Source organism: Amycolatopsis regifaucium (assembly GCF_001613935.1).
GTDB lineage: Bacteria > Actinomycetota > Actinomycetes > Mycobacteriales > Pseudonocardiaceae > Amycolatopsis > Amycolatopsis regifaucium.
In genome coordinates this window covers 221,120-244,868 of the sequence record NZ_LQCI01000003.1, presented here as the reverse complement: position 1 = coordinate 244,868, position 23,749 = coordinate 221,120, and the positions used below count along the sequence as shown (strand labels likewise).

At 68.3% G+C, this 23,749-nt stretch carries 26 protein-coding genes; 14 read left to right on the top strand and 12 right to left on the bottom strand.

Features of this window, described 5'->3' with window-relative positions; translation table 11 throughout:
- The first annotated feature begins 146 nt into the window (after nt 1-146).
- The 3 genes from AVL48_RS04965 (at nt 147) to AVL48_RS04955 (ending at nt 3,227) form a co-directional block, all read left to right on the top strand.
- Entirely contained in the window at nt 147-1,412 is a 1,266-nt protein-coding gene (locus AVL48_RS04965; protein WP_061984698.1) for a C39 family peptidase, read from the top strand.
- A 79-nt stretch (nt 1,413-1,491) separates the two neighbouring features.
- The gene (locus AVL48_RS04960; protein WP_061984890.1) at nt 1,492-2,586 is read left to right on the top strand and encodes an S-(hydroxymethyl)mycothiol dehydrogenase; all 1,095 of its coding nucleotides are present in this window, start codon (nt 1,492-1,494) and stop codon (nt 2,584-2,586) included.
- Nucleotides 2,580-3,227: a gamma-glutamylcyclotransferase family protein gene (locus AVL48_RS04955; RefSeq protein ID WP_061984696.1), complete on the top strand. Its 648-nt coding sequence runs from the start codon at nt 2,580-2,582 to the stop codon at nt 3,225-3,227. The genes AVL48_RS04960 and AVL48_RS04955 overlap by 7 nt, the downstream gene beginning before the upstream one ends.
- Here AVL48_RS04955 and AVL48_RS04950 read toward each other — a convergent pair.
- The gene (locus AVL48_RS04950) at nt 3,205-4,824 is read right to left on the bottom strand and encodes an FAD-binding oxidoreductase (protein WP_177242347.1); all 1,620 of its coding nucleotides are present in this window, start codon (nt 4,822-4,824) and stop codon (nt 3,205-3,207) included. The two genes, AVL48_RS04955 and AVL48_RS04950, sit on opposite strands and share 23 nt — an antisense overlap.
- Nucleotides 4,825-4,921: 97 nt before the next feature.
- On the opposite strand from AVL48_RS04950, the gene AVL48_RS04945 reads away from it, so the two are divergent.
- The 8 genes from AVL48_RS04945 to AVL48_RS04910 all read left to right on the top strand — a co-directional run bounded on the left by AVL48_RS04945 (nt 4,922) and on the right by AVL48_RS04910 (nt 10,767).
- Nucleotides 4,922-5,485 (top strand): TetR/AcrR family transcriptional regulator, encoded by a 564-nt coding sequence (locus AVL48_RS04945; RefSeq protein WP_061984693.1) that lies wholly within the window; start codon nt 4,922-4,924, stop codon nt 5,483-5,485.
- Nucleotides 5,482-7,062 carry a glycerol-3-phosphate dehydrogenase/oxidase gene (locus AVL48_RS04940; RefSeq protein ID WP_061984691.1) on the top strand — a complete coding sequence of 527 codons (1,581 nt, stop codon included), beginning with the start codon at nt 5,482-5,484 and terminating at the stop codon, nt 7,060-7,062. The genes AVL48_RS04945 and AVL48_RS04940 overlap by 4 nt, the downstream gene beginning before the upstream one ends.
- Nucleotides 7,063-7,142: 80 nt before the next feature.
- Entirely contained in the window at nt 7,143-7,412 is a 270-nt protein-coding gene (locus AVL48_RS04935) for a helix-turn-helix transcriptional regulator (protein WP_034308595.1), read from the top strand.
- Nucleotides 7,409-7,960 (top strand): hypothetical protein, encoded by a 552-nt coding sequence (locus tag AVL48_RS04930; protein WP_061984689.1) that lies wholly within the window; start codon nt 7,409-7,411, stop codon nt 7,958-7,960. Before AVL48_RS04935 ends, AVL48_RS04930 begins: the two co-directional genes overlap by 4 nt.
- A complete protein-coding gene (locus AVL48_RS04925; RefSeq protein ID WP_061984687.1) occupies nt 7,957-8,415 on the top strand; it encodes a hypothetical protein in 459 nt (152 codons plus the stop codon). The genes AVL48_RS04930 and AVL48_RS04925 overlap by 4 nt, the downstream gene beginning before the upstream one ends.
- On the top strand, nt 8,412-8,642 hold the full coding sequence (locus AVL48_RS04920; protein ID WP_061984685.1) for a hypothetical protein: 231 nt from the start codon (nt 8,412-8,414) through the stop codon (nt 8,640-8,642). Before AVL48_RS04925 ends, AVL48_RS04920 begins: the two co-directional genes overlap by 4 nt.
- Nucleotides 8,639-9,580, top strand: coding sequence for an ABC transporter ATP-binding protein (locus AVL48_RS04915; protein WP_061984683.1), 942 nt, complete (start codon nt 8,639-8,641; stop codon nt 9,578-9,580). Before AVL48_RS04920 ends, AVL48_RS04915 begins: the two co-directional genes overlap by 4 nt.
- Nucleotides 9,577-10,767, top strand: coding sequence for an ABC transporter permease (locus AVL48_RS04910; RefSeq protein ID WP_061984681.1), 1,191 nt, complete (start codon nt 9,577-9,579; stop codon nt 10,765-10,767). The genes AVL48_RS04915 and AVL48_RS04910 overlap by 4 nt, the downstream gene beginning before the upstream one ends.
- Nucleotides 10,768-10,819: 52 nt before the next feature.
- Here AVL48_RS04910 and AVL48_RS04905 read toward each other — a convergent pair whose 3' ends face one another.
- The 4 genes from AVL48_RS04905 to AVL48_RS04890 form a co-directional block, all read right to left on the bottom strand.
- Complete coding sequence (locus tag AVL48_RS04905; protein ID WP_061984679.1) at nt 10,820-12,169, bottom strand: cryptochrome/photolyase family protein; 1,350 nt, start codon at nt 12,167-12,169, stop codon at nt 10,820-10,822.
- 114 nt (nt 12,170-12,283) lie between these two features.
- Nucleotides 12,284-13,600 (bottom strand): citrate synthase, encoded by a 1,317-nt coding sequence (locus AVL48_RS04900; protein WP_061984677.1) that lies wholly within the window; start codon nt 13,598-13,600, stop codon nt 12,284-12,286.
- 192 nt (nt 13,601-13,792) lie between these two features.
- Nucleotides 13,793-14,734, bottom strand: coding sequence for a carbohydrate kinase family protein (locus AVL48_RS04895; protein WP_061984675.1), 942 nt, complete (start codon nt 14,732-14,734; stop codon nt 13,793-13,795).
- Between the two features lie 97 nt (nt 14,735-14,831).
- Nucleotides 14,832-15,422 (bottom strand): TetR/AcrR family transcriptional regulator, encoded by a 591-nt coding sequence (locus AVL48_RS04890; RefSeq protein ID WP_061984674.1) that lies wholly within the window; start codon nt 15,420-15,422, stop codon nt 14,832-14,834.
- Between the two features lie 103 nt (nt 15,423-15,525).
- Here AVL48_RS04890 and AVL48_RS04885 point away from each other — a divergent pair, with 103 nt between their 5' ends.
- Together AVL48_RS04885 and AVL48_RS04880 are read left to right on the top strand one after the other, a co-directional pair.
- Complete coding sequence (locus AVL48_RS04885; RefSeq protein WP_061984672.1) at nt 15,526-16,671, top strand: acyl-CoA dehydrogenase family protein; 1,146 nt, start codon at nt 15,526-15,528, stop codon at nt 16,669-16,671.
- A gap of 73 nt (nt 16,672-16,744) precedes the next feature.
- The gene (locus tag AVL48_RS04880) at nt 16,745-17,362 is read left to right on the top strand and encodes a Uma2 family endonuclease (protein ID WP_082857545.1); all 618 of its coding nucleotides are present in this window, start codon (nt 16,745-16,747) and stop codon (nt 17,360-17,362) included.
- A 4-nt stretch (nt 17,363-17,366) separates the two neighbouring features.
- On the opposite strand, the gene AVL48_RS04875 is transcribed toward AVL48_RS04880, so the two are convergent.
- From AVL48_RS04875 to AVL48_RS04860, 4 genes are all read right to left on the bottom strand, one after another.
- Entirely contained in the window at nt 17,367-17,882 is a 516-nt protein-coding gene (locus AVL48_RS04875) for a hypothetical protein (protein WP_061984670.1), read from the bottom strand.
- A 68-nt stretch (nt 17,883-17,950) separates the two neighbouring features.
- Nucleotides 17,951-19,180 (bottom strand): amidohydrolase, encoded by a 1,230-nt coding sequence (locus AVL48_RS04870; protein WP_061984668.1) that lies wholly within the window; start codon nt 19,178-19,180, stop codon nt 17,951-17,953.
- Nucleotides 19,181-19,191: 11 nt separating this feature from the next.
- Entirely contained in the window at nt 19,192-19,683 is a 492-nt protein-coding gene (locus AVL48_RS04865; protein WP_061984886.1) for a GNAT family N-acetyltransferase, read from the bottom strand.
- Nucleotides 19,683-20,588 (bottom strand): aldose 1-epimerase family protein, encoded by a 906-nt coding sequence (locus AVL48_RS04860; RefSeq protein ID WP_061984666.1) that lies wholly within the window; start codon nt 20,586-20,588, stop codon nt 19,683-19,685. Before AVL48_RS04860 ends, AVL48_RS04865 begins: the two co-directional genes overlap by 1 nt.
- A gap of 112 nt (nt 20,589-20,700) precedes the next feature.
- Between AVL48_RS04860 and AVL48_RS04855 the strand changes: the two genes are divergently transcribed.
- Nucleotides 20,701-22,209 carry a fatty acyl-CoA synthetase gene (locus AVL48_RS04855; protein WP_061984884.1) on the top strand — a complete coding sequence of 503 codons (1,509 nt, stop codon included), beginning with the start codon at nt 20,701-20,703 and terminating at the stop codon, nt 22,207-22,209.
- Here AVL48_RS04855 and AVL48_RS04850 read toward each other — a convergent pair.
- Genes AVL48_RS04850 through AVL48_RS04845 form a run of 3 tightly spaced genes read right to left on the bottom strand, consistent with a single transcriptional unit; the run spans nt 22,206 to nt 23,708 of the window.
- Nucleotides 22,206-22,715 (bottom strand): hypothetical protein, encoded by a 510-nt coding sequence (locus tag AVL48_RS04850; protein WP_074975766.1) that lies wholly within the window; start codon nt 22,713-22,715, stop codon nt 22,206-22,208. The genes AVL48_RS04855 and AVL48_RS04850 overlap by 4 nt on opposite strands.
- Nucleotides 22,690-22,995: a hypothetical protein gene (locus AVL48_RS38895; protein ID WP_143104895.1), complete on the bottom strand. Its 306-nt coding sequence runs from the start codon at nt 22,993-22,995 to the stop codon at nt 22,690-22,692. The genes AVL48_RS04850 and AVL48_RS38895 overlap by 26 nt, the downstream gene beginning before the upstream one ends.
- Nucleotides 22,992-23,708 (bottom strand): helix-turn-helix domain-containing protein, encoded by a 717-nt coding sequence (locus AVL48_RS04845; protein ID WP_061984662.1) that lies wholly within the window; start codon nt 23,706-23,708, stop codon nt 22,992-22,994. The genes AVL48_RS38895 and AVL48_RS04845 overlap by 4 nt, the downstream gene beginning before the upstream one ends.
- Between the last annotated feature and the right edge of the window lie 41 nt (nt 23,709-23,749).

Below are 23,749 nucleotides of genomic sequence, written 5' to 3'. Positions count from 1 at the left end.
TTCAGTCCTCTGAATGCGGTAGTTGAACACGCGAGTACCGCATTTAGAGGACGAAATGCCGACGTCTGGTGGACGAGTGTTTACATACTCCGCATGACCGGCGAAAATCCCTTGCTTACTGGGCGGACACGAGGGATGGAGCCGGGATGCGCGTACGAGGGCTGCTCACACTGCTGACGATCGCGACGATGACCGTGGTGACGGCGCAGACGGCGGACGCGAGCCCGGGCCGCCCGGACGACGACGAGTCGATCGACTACCACGAATGGTCCGGTCACCACGGATTCCGTGACGGCAGATTGGCAGGGCTCGACCTCGAACACGGCGCGCTGCGCATCGGCCGCCCGATCGGCACCGTCGAGCACACCGAACCCGTGCTCGGCACCACGAAGACCTACGAGTACGGCCAATGGACGTCGAGGAGTCACACACAGGGCTTCGACGCGTCGCAGCTGGTCGCCTCGTGGAACGCGAAGACACCGGCCAAGACCTGGCTCAAGATCGAGGCGAAGGGCCGCACCGCGGCCGGCACCGAAACCAGCTGGTACGTCATGGGCCGCTGGGCGAGCGGCGACACCGACATCAAGCGCACCAGCGTCGACGGCCAGAGCGACGCCAACGCGGCGGTCGACGTGGACACACTGGTCATGAAGGCGGGCGTCGCGCTCCGGTCGTACCAGCTGCGGATCAGCCTGTATCGCGAGGCCGGGTCACGCGCCACCCCGTCGGTGACCTCGGTCGGCGCGATGACGTCGCTTGTCCCGGACCGGTTCGAGGTCAAGGCGACGAGACCGGGCCGCGCCACCGGGATCGAGCTCAAGGTGCCCGCATACGCCCAGAACCTCCACAAAGGACAGTTTCCCGAATACGGCGGTGGCGGGGAGAACTGGTGCAGCCCGACATCCACCGAAATGGTCGCCGAGTACTGGGGCAAACGGCCCAAGCGCGAGGACCTGTCGTGGATCCCGGCGGGTTACGTCGACCCGACCATCGCATACGCGGCCCGCTACACCTTCGACTACGCCTACGACGGAACCGGCAACTGGCCGTTCAACACCGCGTACGCCGCTTCACTCGGACTGCGTGGGCACATCACCCGTTTGCACTCCCTGAACGAGCTCGAAAACTACATCGCGCGCGGCATTCCGGTGATCACGTCACAGTCGTTCAAAGCCGAGGAACTCGACGGCGCTGGTTACGGCACCGCCGGGCACATCATGGTCGTCGTCGGCTTCACCAAGGACGGTGACGTGATCGCGAACGATCCGGCCGCGAGCAGCAACGACCGGGTCCGGCATGTCTACAAGCGACACCAGTTCGAGACGATCTGGCAGCGCACCAAGCGGTACAACACGAATGGGGGCATCTCCGGCGGACCGGGCGGGGTCGTCTACCTCATCACGCCGCACTGAATCGTTCCCCACCCGAGCGGATGTCGCGACCGGGGCCTGTCACGTGGCAAGCTTCGAAGTCGACTACTCGGAGGTGGGCATGCCGTACGAGGTCCAGGGCGTCGTTTCCCGCGCCAAGGGTGAACCGGTTTCGCTGGAGTCCGTGATCGTGCCCGATCCCGGGCCCGGTGAGGCCGTCGTCTCGGTCAAGGCATGCGGTGTCTGTCATACCGACCTGCACTATCGCGAGGGCGGGATCAACGACGAATTCCCGTTCCTGCTCGGCCACGAGGCCGCGGGTTTCGTGGAGCGGGTCGGCGAGGGCGTCCAGGACATCGCACCCGGCGACTACGTGATCCTGAACTGGCGCGCGGTCTGCGGCACCTGCCGGGCCTGCCGCCGGGGCAGGCCCTGGTACTGCTTCTCGACGTTCAACGCCGCCCGGCCGATGACACTGGCCGACGGCACCGCCCTGTCGCCCGCGCTCGGTGTCGGCGCCTTCCTCGAAAAGACCCTTGTCCACAGTGGACAATGCACGAAGGTCGACCCCGCCGCCGAACCCGCCGTCGCCGGACTGCTCGGCTGCGGGGTGATGGCCGGACTCGGCGCGGCACTCAACACCGGCGCGGTGGGCCGCGGTGATTCCGTCGCGGTCATCGGCTGCGGCGGGGTCGGTGACGCCGCCATCGCCGGAGCGAACCTGGCCGGGGCGAAGACCATCGTCGCCGTCGACACCGACGACCGGAAACTGGCTTGGGCCAAGGAGTTTGGTGCCACGCACACGCTGAACAGCAAGGGACTCGACGAAGACCAGGTCGTCGAAGCGCTCCAGGGGTTCACCGACGGCTTCGGCGCGGACGTGGTGATCGACGCGGTCGGCAGGCCGGAGACCTGGCGGCAGGCCTTCTACGGCCGCGACCTGGCCGGTACCGTCGTGCTCGTCGGCGTCCCGACCCCGGACATGCGCCTCGATCTGCCGCTGATCGACTTCTTTTCCCGGGGCGGTTCGCTCAAATCGTCGTGGTACGGCGATTGCCTGCCCTCACGCGATTTCCCGATGCTGATCGACCTCTATCTCCAGGGCAGGCTTCCGCTCGACAAGTTCGTCACCGAGCGGATCCCGCTCGACGGCGTCGAGAAGGCCTTCGAACGCATGCACCACGGGGACGTCCTCCGTAGCGTGGTGACGTGGTGAAACTCTTCACCGACGCCGATTTCCCCGCCGACCCGTATCCGGGAGCGCGCCCCGGGCATTCGTTCGTCCACTTCGACGGCGCGGGGCACAGCCTCGACACCGCGCCGGAGGGCTGGCGCGAACGGCAGGCCGTGCTCGCCTACGGCTCGAACGCGTGTCCGGCCAAGATCACCTGGCTGCGGGAGAACATGGGCCTGACCGGGCCCGTCGTCGTCTGCCACGCGCGCTGCAGCGACCTCGCCGCGGTCTGGGCGTCCGGGCTGCGGTTCCGTGACGGGCAGCGGCCCGCCACCCTCGCCGCGGCCCCGGGTGTCGTCGAAGAGCATTCCGTGTGGTTCGCGACGCCCGATCAACTCGCCGTTCTCGACCGTTGCGAGGGCAACGGGCAGCGCTACAACCTGGTGCGGCTGACCGCGCCGGCCATCACCCTCGACGACGGCACGGTGCTCGACGACGTGGTGGCCTACGTCGGCGCCGCGGACCTCCGCCTGCCGATCCTCGTGGACGGCAGGCACATCCGCGTCGCCGACCTCGAACAGCGCCGGGCCACCGCGCTGCGGGGCATCCCCGCCGAGACGCACGGCCTGGATTGCACGCTGGTCGACGCCGGGACGCTGCTCAGAGAAGCTTCCCGGGATTGAGGATTCCGGAGGGGTCGACGGCCTTCTTCGCCGCCCGCAACACCTCGACCCCGAGCTCGCCGATTTCCGCCGCCAGATAGGGCGCGTGGTCGACGCCCACGGCGTGATGGTGCGAAATGGTGCCGATCCCGGTGATCGCCTCCGACGCCGCCGCCTTGGCGCGCCGCCACTGCCCGATCGGGTCGGTGCCGTCTCGTGCGGTGAGCACGGTGAAGTAGAGCGACGCGCCCGTTTCGTAGGCGTGGGAGACGTGGCACATGATGATCGCCCGGCCGAGCGTGGCGGTGAGCGCGGCGCGCACGGCGTCCCGCAGCTCGCTCAGTTCGGCCCAGTACGCGGCCGTCTCCAAGGTTTCCACGCAGACGCCGTTGTCCAGCAGGGCATCTCGCTGCCGGGGGCCGGAGAACCGGCCACGGCGCCAGGATTCGCCGAGCGCCGCTCCGATGCGGACGGCACCGAACGGCTCCAGCACCCGGGTGGTGTCCTGACGCCGCCGGGCGACCTCGCGTTTCGACGCGCCTTCCCAGCCGACGATCAGCAGGCACGGGGCCGAGATCCCGCGCGCACGGAGATACCGGCGCAGCGCCTTGGTCTTCCAGCCGTCGTTGAGCGCCAGCGAGACCTCGCTTTCGTCCACATCGGACAACCGGGTGACGTCCGCGAGCACGTGCCGCTGGGCGAGTTCGCGCATCGCGGCGGTGCCGTTCTCCCAGCCGTCGAGGACATAACCCTCATAGCGACGCACTTCCGGCACCGGGCGGACGCGGAGAGCGACCTCGGTGATCACGCCGAGCGCACCTTCGCTGCCGACCGCGAGGTGCCGCAGGTCGGGCCCGGCCGCCGACGCCGGCGCGACACCGAGTTTCCATTCGCCACGCGGGGTGGCGAGCCGGACGCCCGCGACCATGTCTTCGAACCGGCCATAACCCGAAGATGCCTGCCCGGCGGACCGGGTCGCGGCGAACCCGCCGATGGTGGCGCGTTCGTAGGACTGGGGCACGTGTCCGAGGGTGAAGCCGTGCGCGGCGAGCAGCCGATCGGCCGCTGGGCCGGTGACACCCGCCCGCAGGACCGCGATCCGCGAAACCGGGTCGATGGAGACCAGGTCGTCGAGTCTGGTGAGGTCGAGGGCGAGCACCGCGCCCTTGTCCCCGCGCAGCGCCGAAACCCCGCCGACCACCGAGGTCCCGCCGCCGAACGGGACGACACCGACGTCGTGCCGGGCGCAGATTTCCAGTACCGACTGGACTTCGGCGGGATCTCCCGGCAGGACGACGGCGTCCGGCACCGGAAAATCACCGAACCCCCGGCGCCGCACCAGGTCCAGATAGGACAGGCCACTCGCCCGCGCGAGCCGTTCCCCCGGCGCCAGCAGCACGTGCTCGGCGCCGACGACGTCCTCGATGTCCTGTTTCGGTTGTTCGCCCAGCGCCGAATCCGGCACGGACAGGGCTGAAATCCCCGCGAACGGCGCCGCCGGGCCCAGCGGGCCGATACGCTGGACGAGCCATCGGAGTGCCTTCGCCGGAAGGTGGGCCGCGTCACCGGCCTCAGGCGTCCACGCTCGTCTTAACCGGTGGTCAATAGGCTCCGTCACGACTACAGTGTTACATATGGACGTAAAGCGTCACTCACCTGCGGAAACAGGCGTTTCGGCACTGGCGGACACCCGTTCCCGCCAAGCCTCGACACGCGTGTCCGACGACGTTCTGCTCGACGCGGCGAAGAAGTGCGTGCTCGCCGTCGGCGTGAGGCGGACCACGCTCGCCGAGATCGCGCGGACCGCGAAGGTCAGCCGGATGACCGTCTACCGCCGGTTCCCGGACGTGCGCAGCGTGCTCGCCACCCTCATGACCCGCGAGTTCGGCGGCCTGCTGCAGGGCGCCGCCGAACCGGGCGCCGAACCGGCCAACTTCCGCGAACGGCTGGTGCACAGTTCGGCGGCCGCCGTCGCCGCGCTTTCGGGCGACCCGCTGTTCCGTACGCTGCTCGACCTCGACCCCGAACTCGTCCTGCCCTACATCGTCGAGCGGCTCGGCAAGACCCAGCGCTTCGCCGAGGGCGTGATCCTGCACCTGCTCAAGTCCGGCCATGACGACGGTTCGATCCGCAAGGGCGACCTGGCCGCGCAGGCGCGCACCCTGTTGCTGCTCATCCAGTCCTTCGCCTTCTCGCTGCGCCCCGCGACAGCGGACGTCGACGAGAACCACCTGATGACGGAATTCACACAGGTGCTCGACGCGGCGCTTCGGCCGTGACCCCGGGCTCGCTCAACGCCCGCCGCCGTGAGCGGGAACTCGCGGCACTGGCCGGTGGTGAGCGGGTCGACCTCGCGGTGGTCGGCGGCGGTGTCACCGGCGCGGGGATCGCGCTGGACGCGGCCGCGCGCGGGCTTTCGGTGGCCCTCGTCGAGGCGTACGACCTGGCTTACGGGACTTCGCGCTGGTCGAGCAAGCTCGTCCACGGCGGGCTTCGCTACCTCGCCAAGGGTGACCTGGCGCTGGCACACGAAAGCGCCGTCGAACGCGGGATCTTGATGACCCGCACGGCACCGCATCTCACCAGGGCGATCCCGCAGCTGTTCCCCATGTACCGCAAGACCTCCCGCGGTCAGCAGGCGTTCATCATGACCGGCCTGGTCGCCGGGGACGGGCTCCGCCGCGCGGCCGGAACTCCCGCGTCGGTGCTGCCCCGGCCGAGGTCCATCCCCGCGGCGGAGGCGCTGGCCCTCGCCCCCGGTCTGTCACCACAGGGCCTGCGCGGCGCGCTGCTCGCCTACGACGGCGCGCTGACCGACGACGCGCGGCTCGTGGTGAGCCTGGCCCGCACGGCGGCGTCACGCGGCGCGAAAATCCTGACGAGGGTCGAGGCGCTCCGGCTCGACGCGGGTTCGGTCCTGGCCCGTGACCGGCTCACCGGAGGAGAACTGGAGATCCACGCCGGTCAGGTGATCAACGCGACCGGCGTCTGGGCGGGCGAGCTGGCGGAGTCGGTGCGGCTGCGGCCGTCCCGCGGTTCACACCTCATTCTGGCCTCGGGGGCCGCCCGGATCGGCGCGACGTCGGTCAACGTGCCCGTCCCCGGCGAGAACAACCGGTTCGTCTTCCTGCTGCCGCAACCGGACGGGCGCGTCTTCGTCGGCGTCACCGACGAACCGATCGACGGCCCGATCCCGCGCATACCTTCGGTGCCGGAGTCCGATGTGGACTTCCTGCTCGAAGTGGCGTCGACGGCGTTCACCCGCCCGCTGACCCGCGACGACGTCGACGGCTCCTTCGCCGGGCTGCGACCGCTGGTCGAAGGCGACGGCGGGCTCGGCTCGAAGCACTCCCTCCCGCTGAGAGCCCGTCGAAGGAGTGCGGATCTGTCGCGCAAACACGCGGTGGTGACCGGTGCCGACGGCGTGCTCACCGTCGTCGGCGGAAAGCTGACGACGTACCGGAAGATGGCCGAGGACGCCGTCGACGCCGCGTTGAAGCGGTCCGGACTCCATGCCGGACCGTCGACCACGTCCCGGCTCCCTCTGCTCGGCGCGGCCCCGCGCAGTCGCTTGTCCACTGTGGACGCACCCGCCCGGCTGGTCGCGAAGTACGGGACCGAAGCACCCCGGATCGCGGCACTCGGCGAGGTCGACCCGGAGCTGGGCCTGCCGCTGTCCGCCGGTACCGAGATCAGCGCGGCCGAGGTCGTCTGGGCCGTGCGGCACGAGGGCGCGCTCGACGTCGAGGACGTCCTGGAGCGCCGCACCCGGCTCGGCCTGATCACCGCGGACGCCGACGCCGTCCGGCCGCACGTCCGGGAACTCGTCGACAAGTCGCTCGCCGGCCTCTCCTGACCCCGCGTTTCGTCCTCTAAATGCGGGCAAGGTGTGCCCTTGGCTTGACGAGTCGTTGGGTTTTTGCAACAGTATGTTCTATGAGCCCGGTCAGACGCGGCAAAGAGCTGCCGATCTACAACCGGCTCCCGGTGCTCCGGGCGGAGCGCGGGCTGAGCAGGGCCGCCCTCGCGGCGGCGGTCGAAGTCAACCCGCAGACCATCGGCGCGCTCGAACGGGGAGATCACTACCCGAGTCTGGACCTGGCGTTCCGCATCTGCGCGGTCTTCGACCTCCCGGTCGAGGCCGTGTTCAGCCGCGAACCGTTCACGCCACTGTCCACTCAGGTCTACCGGGAGGGGGGAACATGAGCGACCAGCGAGGCCGCCTCGCGGCCTACTGGGAACGACAGCAGGAACGCTGGGAGGAAGTGGAACGCAAACGCGCCCGGCGGCTGCCCGCCTGGCGGACGCGCAAACGCCGCCGGACCTTGAGCGTGCTCGTGGTGGCCGGCGACCTGATCCTGATCGTCGGCGCGACACTGTTCCACCGGCAACCGGAACTGTACTTCGTCCTGGCCTGGTTCGGTGGCGCGGTGATCGCCGGTCTCGCCCACTACCTGCTGCGGATCCTCACCGGCAAGATGAGCGGCGGCTTCTCCTTGCGGCTCGACGAGCGCGAGCGGGAATGGCGCCACCGCGTCACCTTCGTCAGCTACCAGGTGCTGGTGGTGCTGATGTTCATCTCGGTGCTCTACGGCCTGATCGTCGCCGGCACCGACAACGGGGGCGCCCGCGGCGCGATGATGACCTGCGCGCTGCTGGTCACCGGCACCACGCTGTCCGGCGTCGTCCTCGGCTGGACACTGCCGGACGACGATCCCGAAGACTTCGCCGAAGACGAAGGGGGCCTGGCGTGACCGTCACCCGGACGCGGTCTGACCGCCGTCGCCTCGCCGTTTCCGCGGCGATCGGCCATCTCGTCGTGATCGCCGGGGCGGCTTTGCTCCGCGAACCGACCCTGTGGTTCGCCGTCGGCCTGATGGGGCCCGGACTTTGCCTCTGCGTCGGCACCGCCGCGGTACTGCGCAAGGCCGTCGGCAGACCCGGTTCCGCGGCGGGTGACCTCGACGAGCGTGAACTGCTTCTACGGGACAGGGCGCACTACAGCGCCTTCCAAGGGATCTGCCTCCTCATGCTGGTGGACCTCGGCTATGGGCTTTACGCGGCGGCGCAACCGGATGCCGGTTCCCTGCTGGCCGCGATGACGGCGGCGTTGCTCGTCTTCGGAACGTCGCTGCCGGCACTCTGGCTCGCCTGGAAGCTGCCGGACGACGATCCCGAAGACTTCGACGAGGGGGTGGCTCCGGGATGACCGGGGGCAAGAAGCGTTACAAGGTGTCCATCGGGGTGGTCGCCGTCGCGCTGGTGACCGGCGGAATCGTCACCGGCGTGGGACGGGCCGTCCTGGTGTACCGGGCCACTTCGGTGGTGAGCAACGTCAAGCTGGATGGAGTGATCCAGCGAAACCGCACGATCTCCGGCGTCCACCGGGGTTTCACGGCGCTGGTGCGGTATTTCGAGGAGGGGAAGTGGAAATGAGCGAGGGGAAACTGGAGATCGACCGGATCTCCAAGAGCTACGGCGCGAAGGTCGCGCTGGATCAGGTGAGCTTCGAGGTCCAGCCCGGCGAACTGTTCGGGTTCGTCGGCAGTAACGGGGCGGGCAAGACCACCACGATGCGGATCGTGCTCGGCGTGCTGGCCGCCGATTCCGGGCAGGTGCGGTTCGGTGGCACGCCGATCACGCACGAGACCCGCACCCACATCGGGTACATGCCGGAAGAACGCGGGTTGTACCCGAAGATGAAGGTGCTGGAGCAGCTGGTCTATCTCGCGGAACTGCACGGGATGTCGGCCAACGACGCCCACCGCAGCGCGGAGAACTGGATCTCCCGGCTCGGTCTCGGCGAACGCCGCAAGGACGAGGTGCAGAAACTGAGCCTCGGCAACCAGCAGCGCGTGCAGCTGGCGGCCGCGCTGGTGCACGACCCGAAGGTGCTGGTGCTCGACGAACCGTTCTCCGGACTCGACCCGCTGGCCGTGGACGTGATGAGCGGGGTGTTGCGCGAGAAGGCCGCGACCGGCGTGCCGGTGGTGTTCTCCAGTCACCAGCTGGATCTGGTCGAGCGGTTGTGCGACCGGGTCGGCATCATCCGAAGTGGACGGATGGTCGCCTCCGGCACCGTCGCGGACCTGACGGCAGGCGCGGGCAACGGCCTCGTCGTCACCGCGCCGAACGCCGCACCCGGCTGGGCGTCGGCCGTCCCCGGCACGCGAGTGGTCGAGCAGAACGGGCCGACGACGGTCCTCGAACTCGAAGACCACGCCGACGATCAGGCCGTGCTCGCCGCGGCGCTGGCGACCGGCCCGGTCACCGAGTTCAGCAAGCGCAGGCGTTCGCTGACCGAGCTGTTCCGCGACGCCGTCGCCGAGAAGCCCGCCGCCGAACGGCCTGCCGCACAAGGAGTTTCCGCATGAACACCGTCTCTTCGTGGCGCGCGGTCCGGCTCATCGCCAAACGTGAGCTGAACACCCGCCTGCGCACCAGGTCCTTCGTGATCGGCACCGCCGTGCTGCTGGTCATGCTGATGGGTTACGTCCTGCTCCAGTCCACGTTGATCAGCAACGAGGACAAGAGCAAGGTCGGGCTCACCGGTCAGACCGCCGGGATCGCGCAACAGCTCCAGACCGCGGGCGCGGCACTCGGCGAGAAGATCGAGACCGTCACCGTCGCCGACCCGGCGCAGGGCCGGTCGCAGGTCGAGAACGGCGATCTCGACGCGCTGCTGTCCGGCAACGCCACCGACCTCAAGGTGCTCGTCAAATCCGAGCTGGGCACCGAACTGCGTGCCGTGCTGAACGGCGTGTCCCAGCAGGAAGTGCTGAACGGCATCCTTTCCGAGGCCCAGCGGACGCCGGAAGAAGTGATGCAAACGGTCCACCAGACCCAGGTCGAGGTCGACTCGATCAAACCGCCGGACCCCGAGAAGTCGCAGCGGATGGTGATCGGGCTGATCGTGGCCGTGCTGCTGTACATGAGCATCGTGACCTACGGGACGCTGGTCGCACAGGGCGTGGTCGAAGAGAAGTCCAGCCGGGTCGTGGAGATCCTGCTGTCCACCGTCCGGCCGTGGCATCTGCTGCTGGGCAAGGTGATCGGGCTCGGCCTGGTCGGGCTGACCCAGCTGGTGATCATCGGCGGCGCCGGGTTGATCGTCGCTTCGGCGACCAACGTGCTGACGCTGTCCGGCGTCGCGACGAGCGCGCTGCTGTGGGGCGTGGTCTGGTACCTGCTCGGCTTCCTTCTGTACGCCACGGTGTACGGCGCGATGGGCTCGCTGGTCTCCCGCCAGGAGGACACGCAGTCGGTCATCGGCCCGGTCAACATCGTGCTGATCCTCGGGTTCATCGTCGGGTTCAATCTGCTGGCGCAGGCGCCGGACGGGACGGGAACGAAGATCCTTTCCCTGGTGCCGCTGCTTTCCCCCGTGCTGATGCCGGCGCGGATCGCGGCCGGGACCGTCGAGGTGTGGGAAGTCGCGCTGTCGCTGGGGCTGACCGTGGGCGCCATCGCCCTGTTCACCTGGCTGGGCGCGCGGATCTACCAGAACAGCGTCCTGCGGGTCGGCAGCCGGATCAAGCTGACCGAGGCGCTTCGCGGCTGACCCAAGTACATGAAGGCCCCCTTCCTTGCGCCTAAGTACATGAAGGGGGCCTTCACGTACCTTTGATCGCGCCGTAGCGTTCGAGGGCGACCTGGCGTTCGTGGGCGTGGTCGACCATGGGCGCGGGGTATCCGGGCACGTCGGCAGGTTTGTGTACGGCTTTCCCTCGCACGGAGCGGAGTTCAGGGACGTAACGGCGGACGTAGTCGCCGGAGGGGTCGAACTTCTCCCCCTGCGTCGTCGGGTTGAAGACCCGGAAGTACGGCGCGGCGTCGGTTCCGCTCCCGGCGACCCACTGCCAGTTCAGCTGGTTCGACGCGAGATCGCCGTCGACCAGATGCTTCATGAAATGCCGTGCGCCGAGCCACCACGGCAGATGCAGGTCCTTGACCAGGAAACTCGCCACGATCATCCGGACGCGGTTGTGCATCCAGCCCTCGGCGAGCAGCTGCCGCATCCCGGCATCGACGATCGGGAAGCCGGTTCGCCCCGCGCACCATCGCTCGAAGGCGTCGTCGTCCTGCTCGTACTCGATGGCGTCGAATCGGGAGTCGTAGTTCTTCCGCGCGGTTTCGGGGCGGTGCCACAGCACGTCGGCGTGGAACTCGCGCCAGGCGAACTCGCCACGCAGTGAAGTCGCGCCGGCCCCTTCGTTTCCGGCGATGTCGGCGAGCAGGGTGCGCGGGTGGACGCATCCCCAGCGCAGATAAGGCGAAAGCCTTGTCGTACCGGGACGATCCGGGCGGTCGCGGTCTTCGTCGTAGGTTTCGATGCCGTCGTCGAGGAACTCGTGCCAGCGCTCCAGCGCGGCCCTCTCGCCCGGCTCCGGCAGCTCCATTCCCTTCAGGGACGGCGTTTTCGGGAGCTTCACCGAACGCGGCGGCGCCACCCAGTCCACTATGGACTTTCCGGTGTCCGCGGGCGGCGGCCAGCCGTGGCGCGTCCAGGCGCGATGGAACGGGCTGAACACGCGATAGGGATCGCCGTCGGGTTTGACGACCCGGCCGGGCGTGATCGCGTAGGAGGATCCCGTCTCCGTCCACGCGATGTCGTGCTCTGCCAACGCTTTCGCGACTTCGGCGTCCCGGCGACGGCCGTACGGGCCGGTGTCCGCGCTGACGTGCACGGCGGAGGCGCCGATCTCGCGCGCGGCCTTGACGACCTCCTTGACCGGGTCGCCCTCGACGAGCATGAGCCGTCCGCCGAGCTGCTCGTCGAGCGCCTTCAGGCAGCCGTGCAGGAACGCGACACGCGGGGCACCGGAGGGCTTGAGGAGCGCGTCGTCGAGGACGTACAGCGCGAGGACGTGCTTGCTGTGCTTCGAGGCTTCCAGCAGGGCCGCGTGGTCGCCGAGGCGGAGGTCGCGGCGGAACCACAGCACTACGGGGGCTTCTCTGGTCACCCCGGAAACCCTAGGCGCGGGCTGCGTTCCTCGCACCTCCGGATGCAATGAAGGGGCCTTTCATCGCGAAATTTGCGATGAAAGGCCCCTTCATTGCGCTTGCCGGAGGCGGGATCAGCGCTCCGAAATGGGCGCGTAGTCCCGCGACGCGTAGCCGGTGTAGATCTGCCGCGGGCGGCCGATCTTGGTGGCCGGGTCTTGGATCATCTCGCGCCAGTGCGCGATCCAGCCCGGCAGGCGGCCGAGCGCGAACAGCACGGTGAAGTACTTCGTCGGGAAGCCGAGCGCCCGGTAGATCAGACCGGTGTAGAAGTCGACGTTCGGGTACAGCTTCCGCTCGATGAAGTAGTCGTCCGAGAGCGCGGTCTCTTCCAGCTTCTTCGCGATGTCGAGCAGCTGGTCGCCGCCCTTGAGCTTGGAGAGGATGTCGTCCGCGGTGTTCTTGATGATCTTCGCGCGCGGGTCGTAGTTCTTGTAGACCCGGTGCCCGAAGCCCATCAGGCGGACACCCTTTTCCTTGTTCTTCACGCGGGTGACGAAGTTCGCGACGTCGCCGCCCTCGGCCTGGATGCCCTCGAGCATGTCCAGCACCGCGCTGTTGGCGCCACCGTGCAGCGGCCCGAAGAGCGCGTTGATGCCGGCCGAGATGGAGGCGAACAGGTTCGCCTCGGAGGAGCCGACGAGGCGCACGGTCGAGGTCGAGCAGTTCTGCTCGTGGTCGGCGTGCAGGATGAACAGCAGGTCGAGCGCCTTGGCGACGTCCGGGTCGACCTCGTAAGGCTCGGCCGGGAAGCCGAAGGTCATGCGCAGGAAGTTCTCGACCAGGCCGAGCGAGTTGTCCGGGTAAAGCAGCGGCTGGCCGACGGACTTCTTGTACGCGTACGCGGCCAGAGTCGGGACCTTGGCCAGCAGGCGGATGGTGGACAGCTCGACGTTCGCTTCGTCGAACGGGTTGAGCGAGTCCTGGTAGAAGGTCGACAGCGCCGATACCGCGCTGGAGAGCACCGGCATCGGGTGCGCGTCGCGCGGGAAGCCGCTGAAGAAGGCCTTGAGGTCTTCGTGCAGCAGGGTGTGGCGCTGGATCTTCCCGGTGAACTCGGCCAGCTGCGTCTCGGTGGGCAGCTCGCCGTAAATGAGCAGGTAGGAGACCTCGATGAAGGTCGACTTCTCGGCCAGCTGCTCGATCGGGTACCCGCGGTAGCGCAGGATGCCGGCGTCACCGTCGATGTAGGTGATGGCCGAGGACGCGGCGCCGGTGTTCACGAATCCCGGGTCGTGGGTGATGTACCCCGTCGTCGCCAGCAGCTTCCCCAGCTCGATCCCAGGCGCACCCTCGACCGGGTGGATCACCTTGAACTCGTGCTCGCCATTGGGCAGGCGCAGCGTCGCGGTTTCGCCGGACTGCCCCGCAGCCGTCGTCGCGTCGGACATGTAAGTCCCTCTCACGTTCAGCACGGGCCGGCGGCGCCTGTAGGTTCCACAGGTACGCCCTCTTTCACGCGCGTGACCCACGGCCTCGCTGCACACCGCCCCGCTGGGGTATGAATTCCCCTCCACGCTAGTCGAGAATGGGGTCACCGCGCAGCGGGTGAGTTGCTCACAACAGCCCGTTTGGGACCAGGTTCACACGGCGGATGCCATATCTCCGGTCGTCGGCGGTTCCGCACCACTCCGCGAGACCGTGATCGACGCCGCTTTGGCCGCGAATTCGAGCGCCGAACGCCAGCCGTCGGCGTCGAGTGTGGACAAGTCGCGCACCTGGTTCGAGTACAGCCACGCCAGCAGGGCGCCGTGCACGGTGTCGCCCGCACCGATCGTGTCCACGACGGCGACTCGGCGTGACGGGACCCGCGCGATTTCCCCCGCCTGTGTGATGACGGACAGCCCCTGCGCGCCCCGGGTGAGCACCACGGCATCGACGCCGCAAGAGGTCCAGACCTTTGCCGCGTCGACCGGATCGGCGCCTTCGGCGAGCCATTCCGTGTCATCGTCGGAGATCTTGAGCAGCCGGATATGCGGCAGCCAGGACTCGAACCGCGCCCGGTACGCCGCCGGATCCGTGATCAACGCCTCACGGATGTTCGGGTCGAGGACGGTCAGGACGCCGCGGGCGGATTCGCGGCGCAACACGGTTTCGTACGTGCTCGCACCCGGTTCCAGGACCATGCCGAGGGTGCCGAGCGAGAGCGCGGTCACATTCTCCGGCAGCGGGCCGGGATCGCCGACCAGCCTGTCCGCGGTGCCTTCGGTATAGAAGGTGTACTGAGCGGAACCCTTTTCGTCGAGCGCGACCACGGCGAGCGTCGTCGGCTCGTTTCCCCGCTGCAGCAAGGTGGTGTCGACGCCGGAAGCGCGCAACCGGTCCACCAGCGCGACGCCGAACCGGTCGTTCGACACCCGCGAGAAGAAGCCGGCCGGTACGCCGAGCCGGCCGGCGGCGAGCGCGACGTTGTACGGACCACCGCCCATCCGCGGCAGCAGCGCGCGCAGCCCACCGTCCACAGTGGAATCCAACGGTTCACCGGGAACGAGGTCGACCAGCGCCTCTCCACCTACGACGATCACGGGCGCGATGCTAGCCGAGGCGGCACTCATCCCACCAGAATTGTCATTTCAGGACATTTTGGGTTCAAGGCCTCCATCCATGCCCCCGCCGCCACCCTCAACGGAGACGCTGACGCGTCGCGATTCCACTCTGAAGGAGTTCAGACAAAGCGGTGAAGGCCTCCGCGTCCGTCACTCCGGCGCGCTGACCGAGCACCCCGGTCTGGATTCCCTCGATGATCAATCCCGCCATTTCCGCGATCAGCCGCGCGTGCACCTCGCGAAAAACACCGTCGGTGACGCCGCGATCGATGAACGACCGGATCCGCTGGGCCGCGGCGCGACTGTTGAGCTGATACGCGTCGCGTGCCGGGGCGAATTCGGCGATGTCGGTCATGAAGGCGGCCGAGGCGCGATTGAGGTATTCGGAGATGCCGGCGAGGTACTCGCCGAGGATCTTGCGCGCGTCGTCGATACCGGCGATCCGCTCCTCCAGCAGTTCGGCGGCGCCCTTGAAAAAGAGGGCGACGACCTTGACCGCGAGCTGCTCCTTGCTCGGGGCGAGCGCGTAGAGGGTCGACTTCGAGCAGCGCAGCCTGGCGGCGAGGTCGTCCAGTGTGAACTGCGAGAACCCCTCGGCGAGGAAGATCGTCTCCAGTTCCGAGAGCAGTGCTCGCTGACGCGCGGTTGGCTGGCGGCGCGGGGTCATCCGATCACTATCCCTTACGCGGACGATGTACTCCCAGCGGCTTCTACTGTACTCTGAATCAGCCCACAGTACTGTTTTGAGTACAGTTCAGCTCGGAGGAGCCATGCCGGCGGACCGTCTGCTGCCCAGCACCGAGGCCCAGGACCTGCTCGACCTGGCCAAGGAGATCGCGCGGGAGGAACTGGCGCCGATCGCGAGCAAGTACGAGGAGACCGCGCATTTCCCGCGTGAGCAGTTCCGGCTGCTCGGACAGGCCGGGCTGCTCGGCCTGCCGTACTCGGAGCGCTGGGGCGGCGGCGACCTGCCGTACGAGGTCTACCTGCAGGTGCTCGAGGAGATCGCGGCCGCGTGGATGTCGGTCGGTGTCGGGCTTTCCGTGCACACGATGTCCTGCTTCGCGCTGGCACACCACGGCACCGACGCGCAGCGCGACCGCTGGCTGCCCGACATGCTGGAGGGTGACCTGCTGGGCGCGTACGCGCTGTCGGAGACCCACGCCGGCTCCGACGCGGCCGCTCTCTCGACCCGCGCGCGGCTCGACGGCGACCAGTACGTCGTGAACGGCACGAAGGCGTGGATCACCCACGCGGGCGAGGCCGACTTCTACACGACCATGGTGCGCACGAGCGACGACGGCGGGCAGGGCATCTCCTGCCTGCTCGTCGACGCGTCGACCACGGGCCTCTCGTCCGCGCCGCCCGAGCGGAAAATGGGCCTCACCGGGTCGACCACCGCGCAGCTGATGTTCGAGGACGCCACCGTCGACGTCGACCGGCGAATCGGCGAAGAGGGCCAAGGCCTGAAGATCGCGCTCTCGTCGCTCAGTTCCGGACGGCTGGGCATCGCCGCGTGCGCCGTCGGGCTCGCGCAGGCCGCGCTGGACGAGGCACTCGAGTACGCGAAGGGCCGCACCCAGTTCGGGCGGCCGATCATCGAATTCCAGGGGCTGGAGTTCCTGCTGGCCGACATGGCCGCGACCGTCGAGACTTCGCGCGCGATGTACCTCGACGCCGCGCGCCGCCGCGACCGCGGACTGCCGTTCCAGCGGCAGGCGTCGATCGCGAAGCTCGTCGCGACCGACGGCGCGATGAAGGTGACCACCGACGCGGTGCAGGTGCTCGGCGGCGCGGGCTACACCAAGGACTTCCCGGTGGAGCGGTACATGCGGGAGGCGAAGGTGCCGCAGATCTTCGAGGGCACGAACCAGATCCAGCGGATGGTGATCGCGCGTGAGCTACGCAAGAGCTGACTCTCCGCGCCGATAAGGTCACCGATGGTCACGTGGTGATCGTGAGACACTGTGGAAGACGTGAGGAGACGCTGTGACAGCCCTTCCCGACTCCACGGCCGGGTCGCACGGTGAACCAGGGTGGGCCATCCCGGATCACCTGCTGTCGGTCGCGGACTACGCGGCGCTCGGTGAGCCCGATTCCGGATTCACCGAGCTCGTGGAAGGCCGCCTCGTCATGTCGCCGAGTCCCAAGAGGAGACACAACAAGGCGCTCTACGCCTTGGCGAGGCAACTGGAAGCCCAGCTGCCCGATCATCTCGAATTCGTCCAGGACATCGACGTCGATCTGGGCCTGGTGCCGTCCGGCGAGCCGGGTTTCGCCAGGCGACCGGATCTGATCATCGCTCTTCGCGAAGCAGGCGAGCGGATCGACGAGGAAGACACGATGTATCACGCGGACGACGTCGTCGTCGTGGTCGAGATCGTGTCCCCGGGCTCGAAGCGCACCGACTACGTGACCAAACACGGCGAATACGCCGACGCGGGGATCCCGCACTACTGGATCGTCGACCTCAGCGAGCCGGTCTCACTGGTCGCCTGCCACCAGGCGGGCGAACTCGGCTACCAGGACGCTCCGGCCACGACCGGCGAATTCGCCGCCACCGAGCCGTTTCCGGTGAAACTGGATCTCGACCGGCTTCTGACGTAACGGCTCAGTGCCCTGTCGGACCGAACTGCTGCGGTTGCTGTGGCGGTGGTTGCCGCGGCCAGCCGCCCTGCTGCGGATACTGCTGAACGGGCTGCGGCTGTCGCTGGTACTGCTGCTGAGGCGGGAATCCCGGCTGAGGCTGCCCCTGCCACTGCTGTTGCCATTGCGGCTGAGCTTGCGACAGGGGCTGTCCACCTTGCGGCGCCGTCACACCGGCCCGCGCCGCACGCCGCTTCCCCCGGACCAGCATCGTCGCGCCCAAACCGGTCAGCGCGACCCCGACCCCTGCCATCCAGAGCCCGTGTTCGCGGAACGTCTCCGCACGGGACTCCGCGGCGGCCTTCATCTCGGCGTAGGTGTCCTCGCCGGTAGTGCGGCCGTTCTTGGTGGTCTCACAGACGTCACCGGGCGACATGATCCTGCCGCCACATTTGATCAGGTTCGGATCCTTGCGCGAGAACAGCAACGTGACGACCAAGAAACCGATCCCGATCACCAGGACAAGAACCCAGCGCTTCATGTGTTACACATCCTCCCCGTGTGTAACACATGACAGCACAACTGGGTTTCCCCTGGCAAGGCCCGAAATCAGCCTTCCCGGTACCGGCGCTCCTCGGTGACACCCACCCCGGTCGCCTCGTCGAAGTGGTAGACCTCGCGCCCGCGGACGAACACCCGCATGGCGCGGTTCATCACGTCCAGCGGATCACCCGACCAGAGGACGACGTCGGCGTCGAGGCCAGGCTTCAGCGAGCCGACCTTGTCGTCGAGGTTCAGCATGGCGGCCGGGTTCACGGTCAGCGCCTTCAGCGCCGTCTCCGGGTCCAACCCGTCCTTCACCGACAGCGCCGCCTGGTAGACCAGGAAGTTGATCGGCACGACCGGGTGGTCCGTGGTGATCGCGATCCGGACGCCCGCCCTGGCGAGGATGCCGGGCGCGCGCAGCGTGCGGTTGCGCAGCTCCACTTTGGACTTCGTGGTGAACAGCGGACCGAGGATCACCGGCACGTCCCGCTCGGCGAGCACATCCGCGATCAGGTGCCCTTCGGTGCCGTGGTTGATCACCAGCTTGTAGCCGAACTCGTCGGCCAGCCGGATCGCGGTGACCATGTCGTCGGCGCGGTGGACGTGCTGGTCCCAGAACAGCTCGCCGTCGAGCACCTTGGCCAGGGTCTCCTTGGTCAGGTCGACGTCGAACGGCTTGCCCTCACCGGCGGCGTGGTCGCGCTGGGCGGCGTAGTTGCGCGCGGCGGTGAACGCGTCGCGGATGATCGACGCGACGCCGAGCCTGGTCGACGGCGTCTGCTTCTTCTCGCCGTAGACCCGTTTCGGGTTCTCGCCGAGCGCGCTCTTCACGCTGACTTCCTCGGCGAAGATCATGTCGAGCACGGTCCGGCCCCAGGTCTTGAGGCCGATCGTCTGCCCGCCGATGGGGTTCCCGGAGCCGGGCTTGATGACGACGCTGGTGACGCCGCCCGCGAGCGCGTCGTCGAAGCCTGGCTCGTACGGGTCGATCCCGTCGACCGCCCGGAACCGCGCGCCGTTGGGGTCGGTCATCTCGTTGGTGTCGTTGCCCGACCAGCCTTCGCCGTCCTCGTGGACGCCGAGGTGGGCGTGCGCGTCGATGAACCCGGGCAGCACCCAGGCGCCCGCCGCGTCGATCAATTCGGCGTCGTCGGGGACGTCGACGTCGGCGTCGGTGCCGACCGCGGCGATCTTCCCGTTCTCGATGAGGACCGTGCCGCCGTCTATCGGTTCACCGTCGACGGGGACGACGTAACCACCGACGATGGCCTTGACCAGTGCTTTGTTCGGCATACTTTGACACGCTAACGAACTGGTCCCGTCGAGCGCACGCGGGGCTTTTCGAAATGGACCAGCTCGTAGTGCGCCTCGGGCGTCCGGTGCGTCTCGACGTAGCCGAGCTTCGCGTACATCCGCAGCGGGCCGACGCTCCGGTCTCCGGTGAACAGGCGGAACACGGTCACCGTCGGCGGCGTGGCCGCTTCGGCGGCGAGCAGCAACGAGCTGCCGAGCCCGTGTCCCTGCCTGTCCGGGGCCACGATGAGCCTGCCGACGAGACCCGCTTCGCCGTCCACGACGATCCGGACGCTCGCCACCAGCCGTCCGGCTTCCCTGATCCCCCAGGCGAAACACGCGGGATCGCCCAGAGCGTCCTTGGTCTGCTCGAAGGTCTCCAGCAGCGGCGGGAGGTCCAGGTCGCCGTGTGCCCTCGCCTCCGGCACGTAGGCCGCGCGCTGCAACGTGAGCACTTCGCCCGCGTCCACGGGCCCCAGCCGGAGCGGCGGCGGCGAGGTCATCAGCGGACCCGGATGCCCCAGCTGCCGGTCCACGACGTGGCGGGCTCGAGCTCGATCAGGTCGGTGCCGGTGTTGAGCGCGTCGGCGGGGCAGGTCATCGGCTCGATCGCCACCGCGCGGCCGCGGCCGACCAGGTCGTCCGGGGTGAACACCTGCGCCCAGCGGAAGTCCGGCCCGGTCCAGACGAGCAGTTCCTGGTCCCCGTGCGAGAGGACGTGGTGGTGGTTGCCGTCCTCGGCGACGCTCAGCCCGCCGAACGCCGTGTCCAGGTCGACGCCCGCGAGCACCTTGCCCGACCGGAAGTCGTACTCGGTGCCCTCGACGTCCTGCTCGTCGGCGTACGGCATCTGCTCGTCGCCGAGGTACGGCCGGACACGGCTCGCGGGCAGCGTCAGGGTCAGCTCGTCGGTGGGCACGTCACCGATGCGGAAGTAGGGGTGCGTGCCGAGCCCGACACCGATCGGGCTCTCGCCTTCGTTGCGGATCTCGTGCGTCACGACCAGTTCGCGCGGTGAGATCTCGTAGGTGATCGTCGCGCGCAGCGGCACCGGCCAGCCTTCCCGCGCCGGGACGTCGATGGCCAGGGTGATCGACGATTCGGCGTGTTCGAGCAGCTCCCACTCCTCGTGCCGGGTCAGGCCGTGGATCGCGTTGCCGCGCGCCGCTTCGGTGATCGCGAGCTGCTGCTTCTCGCCCTGGTAGACCCACTGGCCACCCTTGGTGCGGTTCGGCCAAGGCAACAGCACCTGCCCCGCGCCCTTCGGCGGCTTCTCGTCCTCGGCGAACGCCTCGACGTATGGCACCCCGCCGACCTCGAACGCGCGCAACCCGGCACCGATCTCGGTGACGACGGCGCGGGCGTTGCCGCGGGTGATCTCGAACTGCTCTCCGGTGGGATTGGCCATGCGGACGAGGTTACCGGCGACCGTCGGGAAAGCGTCACCGGGAAAGGTGCCGAGAAACGTGGCCGGGAAAGTACTGTGGAAATGCCACGCCCGGACGAAGGAGACCGCCGCGATGACCGTTCCCGGCTACCCCAGCACCGTCGGCCGCGTCCTGGAGCGCAGCGCGCGGCGCGTCCCGGACAGGGTCGCGCTCACGTTCGCCGATCGCGTGTGGACCTACGCCGAACTCGACCGCGCGGCCGGCCGGGTCGCGGCGAAGCTGCTCGACCGCGGGCTCGTCCACGGTGACCGCGTCGCGGCCTTCGGCAAGAACTCCGACGCGTATCTGTTGCTGTACCTCGGTTGCGCGCGGGCCGGACTGGTGCACGTGCCGGTGAACTTCAACGCGCGCGGCGCGGAACTCCTGTACCTGCTCACCCAGTCCGAACCCGCCGTCGCCTTCGTCGATCCGGCACTGGCGGAGCACGTCGAGTCCGAACATGTGTCCACACTGGACACACTGAGCTGGGCACTCGACGAAAGTATTGTCCCGCATGAGGAATCCGGCGTCGCCGATGAAGATCTCGTGCAGCTGCTTTACACCTCCGGGACGACCTCACGGCCGAAGGGCGCGATGCTCACCCACCGCGCGCTGGTGCACGAGTACTCCTCCTGCATCGCCGCGCTCGACCTGAGCGACCGCGACGTGCCACTCCACGCGCTGCCGCTGTACCACTCGGCGCAGCTGCACGTGTTCCTCATGCCCGGCCTCGCCGTCGGCGCGACGAACCACCTCGTCGAGTCCCCCGATCTCGGCGACATCCTCACGCGGATCCCGCGCCAGAGCGTGACTTCGCTGTTCTTCCCGCCGACCGTCTGGGTGGGACTCGCGAATGACCCACGTTGGGCGGACGCGGAGCTGAGCAGCCTCACCAAGGCCTACTACGGTGCGTCGATCATGCCCGTGCCGGTGCTGGAGAAACTGCGCGCGCGGCTGCCGGGAGTCGGGTTCTACAACTGCTTCGGCCAGTCGGAAATCGGTCCACTCGCGACGGTCCTGCGTCCCGAAGAGCACGACGCGCGACCGGATTCCGTCGGCCGCGCGGTCCTGTTCGTGGAAACGCGCGTGGTGGACACCGAGCTGAACGACGTCCCGGCGGGCGAACTCGGCGAGGTCGTCTACCGCTCTCCGCAGCTGTGCACCGGCTATTGGGGCAAGCCCGAGGAATCGGTGGAGGCTTTCGCGGGCGGCTGGTTCCACTCCGGCGATCTGGTGCGTCAGGACAAAGAAGGTTATCTGTTCGTCGTCGACCGGATCAAGGACGTCGTCAACACCGGTGGTGTGCTCGTCGCGTCACGCGAGGTCGAGGACGCGCTGTACGCGCATCCCGCCGTCGCCGAGGTCGCCGTCGTCGGCCTGCCGCACGAACGCTGGATCGAGGCGATCACCGCGGTGGTCGTGGCGAAGGAGCAGGTCGGGGAAGCGGAACTGATCGAGTTCGCGAAGAAGTCGCTGGCGGCGCACAAGGTGCCGAAATCGGTGCATTTCGTCGTGGAGTTACCGAAGAACGCTTCGGGGAAGCTGCTCAAGCGTGACCTGCGGCAGCGGTTCGGCGGCACGGAGTCCGCCGTCGGAGTCTAGGGGTTCGACCTGGTCTCACGCAGAATCTCCCAGGCGTTGAACCCGTCCTCGGCGTGCGGAGAGCCCAGAGCAAGCCAACTCGGATGCCGAGGATCGTCGAGGCAATCGACCAGACACCCGAAGCGAGGTGTGTGCGGTGGATCCCCGGGAAAGAGCGCGTCCGGATCGTCGATCAGCGAGGTCAGGAACGCGATGTCGGAGATGTGACGGCTGGGCACGCCCGGCCGGGACGGCTCATCGATCAGGGCCTTCACCTTGACCACCAAGGCGGCAGCCAGTCCCGGCAGGTACAGCGTCGCTGTCCTGCCGCCAAAGGTCGCGATGAGCGGTCGCGCATTGTCCAGCGCGGTCTTACCGCCGGGGATCGGCACAATACTTCCCACTGGGGTCCGTAGCTTCGGGGCGGCACGAGCACCGAGTTTGTCCGGCGCGAGGAGATCGACCATCATGCCGGTCCCGGCGTGGACATAGCGATGCGCCTTACCGTCTGCGCTGATGCCGTCCACGTCGTAACCCAAACCCTCGAGAACCTGGTGAGCACGACGAAACCGCGTCGACCGTGAAGCGAATGTCGAAGAGCAGATCGATGTCCTTGGTGACGCGGGGAGTCGATCGTCCTGCCAGCAGACCGTGCAGGATGACCATCTGCCCGCCGATCATCACCCAGGGTGGGGGTAGCCGGTCGGCGAGGTCGAACATCGCGGGCCACACGACGCGGTCACCGCCGCCCTGAAGCGACGGCAAGGCCAGCGTTCCCAGACCGGGGCGAGCCGAAGAGTCGATCATCCACCGAACTTATACAGCTCGCCCAAACGAGTGAGAAGTTGTTGTGCCGCAAGGACAGAACGCTCATCGCCGGAATCAAGCAGATCCGCGGCGACGGCCGCGGGAATCGCGTGGCCGTCCGATCCCGGCGGACGCTGGACGCCGGACAGAGCCGGTACCCGGATCACCGCGTTCGGCTCCGCGGTGTCCAGCCGAAACCGCCGTGACCGCACGAGCTCATCGAACCGAGCAGCATCCACATAGAACTCCTCGTCCGCGTCGCCCGCCATCAAGTCCGCGCCGTAGTGCCCGGCGGCGACGGGCCCGCTGACGACGGCGTGCGCGTCTTCCCGCAACCGCGCCAGCGGTCCGGCCAACATACGCACCGGGTACACGCGCGCGCGGCCGGAGAGCAGGCGCGGCCAGTGCACCGGCTCGCGCTCACACGCGTAACGCTTGAGCCGCACCCGCTCTGCCGGTGAGACCCACGAAGGCTCGTGGCCACTCAGCGACCACAACAACCCCCATGCCATCCGCGCGGACAGCGGACGACCGGCGGACGGTTTCACCACGCTCCTGCGATGCTCGACCGACCGGGCGTCGACCAGCAGTTCGCGGCCGATGCGGATCGCGTCCAACCTGCCGGCGTGCACGAGTTCACGCACGCGCTCTCGCGAAATGTCCAAAACCTGCGCCGCCCGCGCCACCGGGAGCAGATCGGCTGAGCTCACCATGGCCACTCCCGCGGAACGATCGACTTGCTCTCCAGTTTACA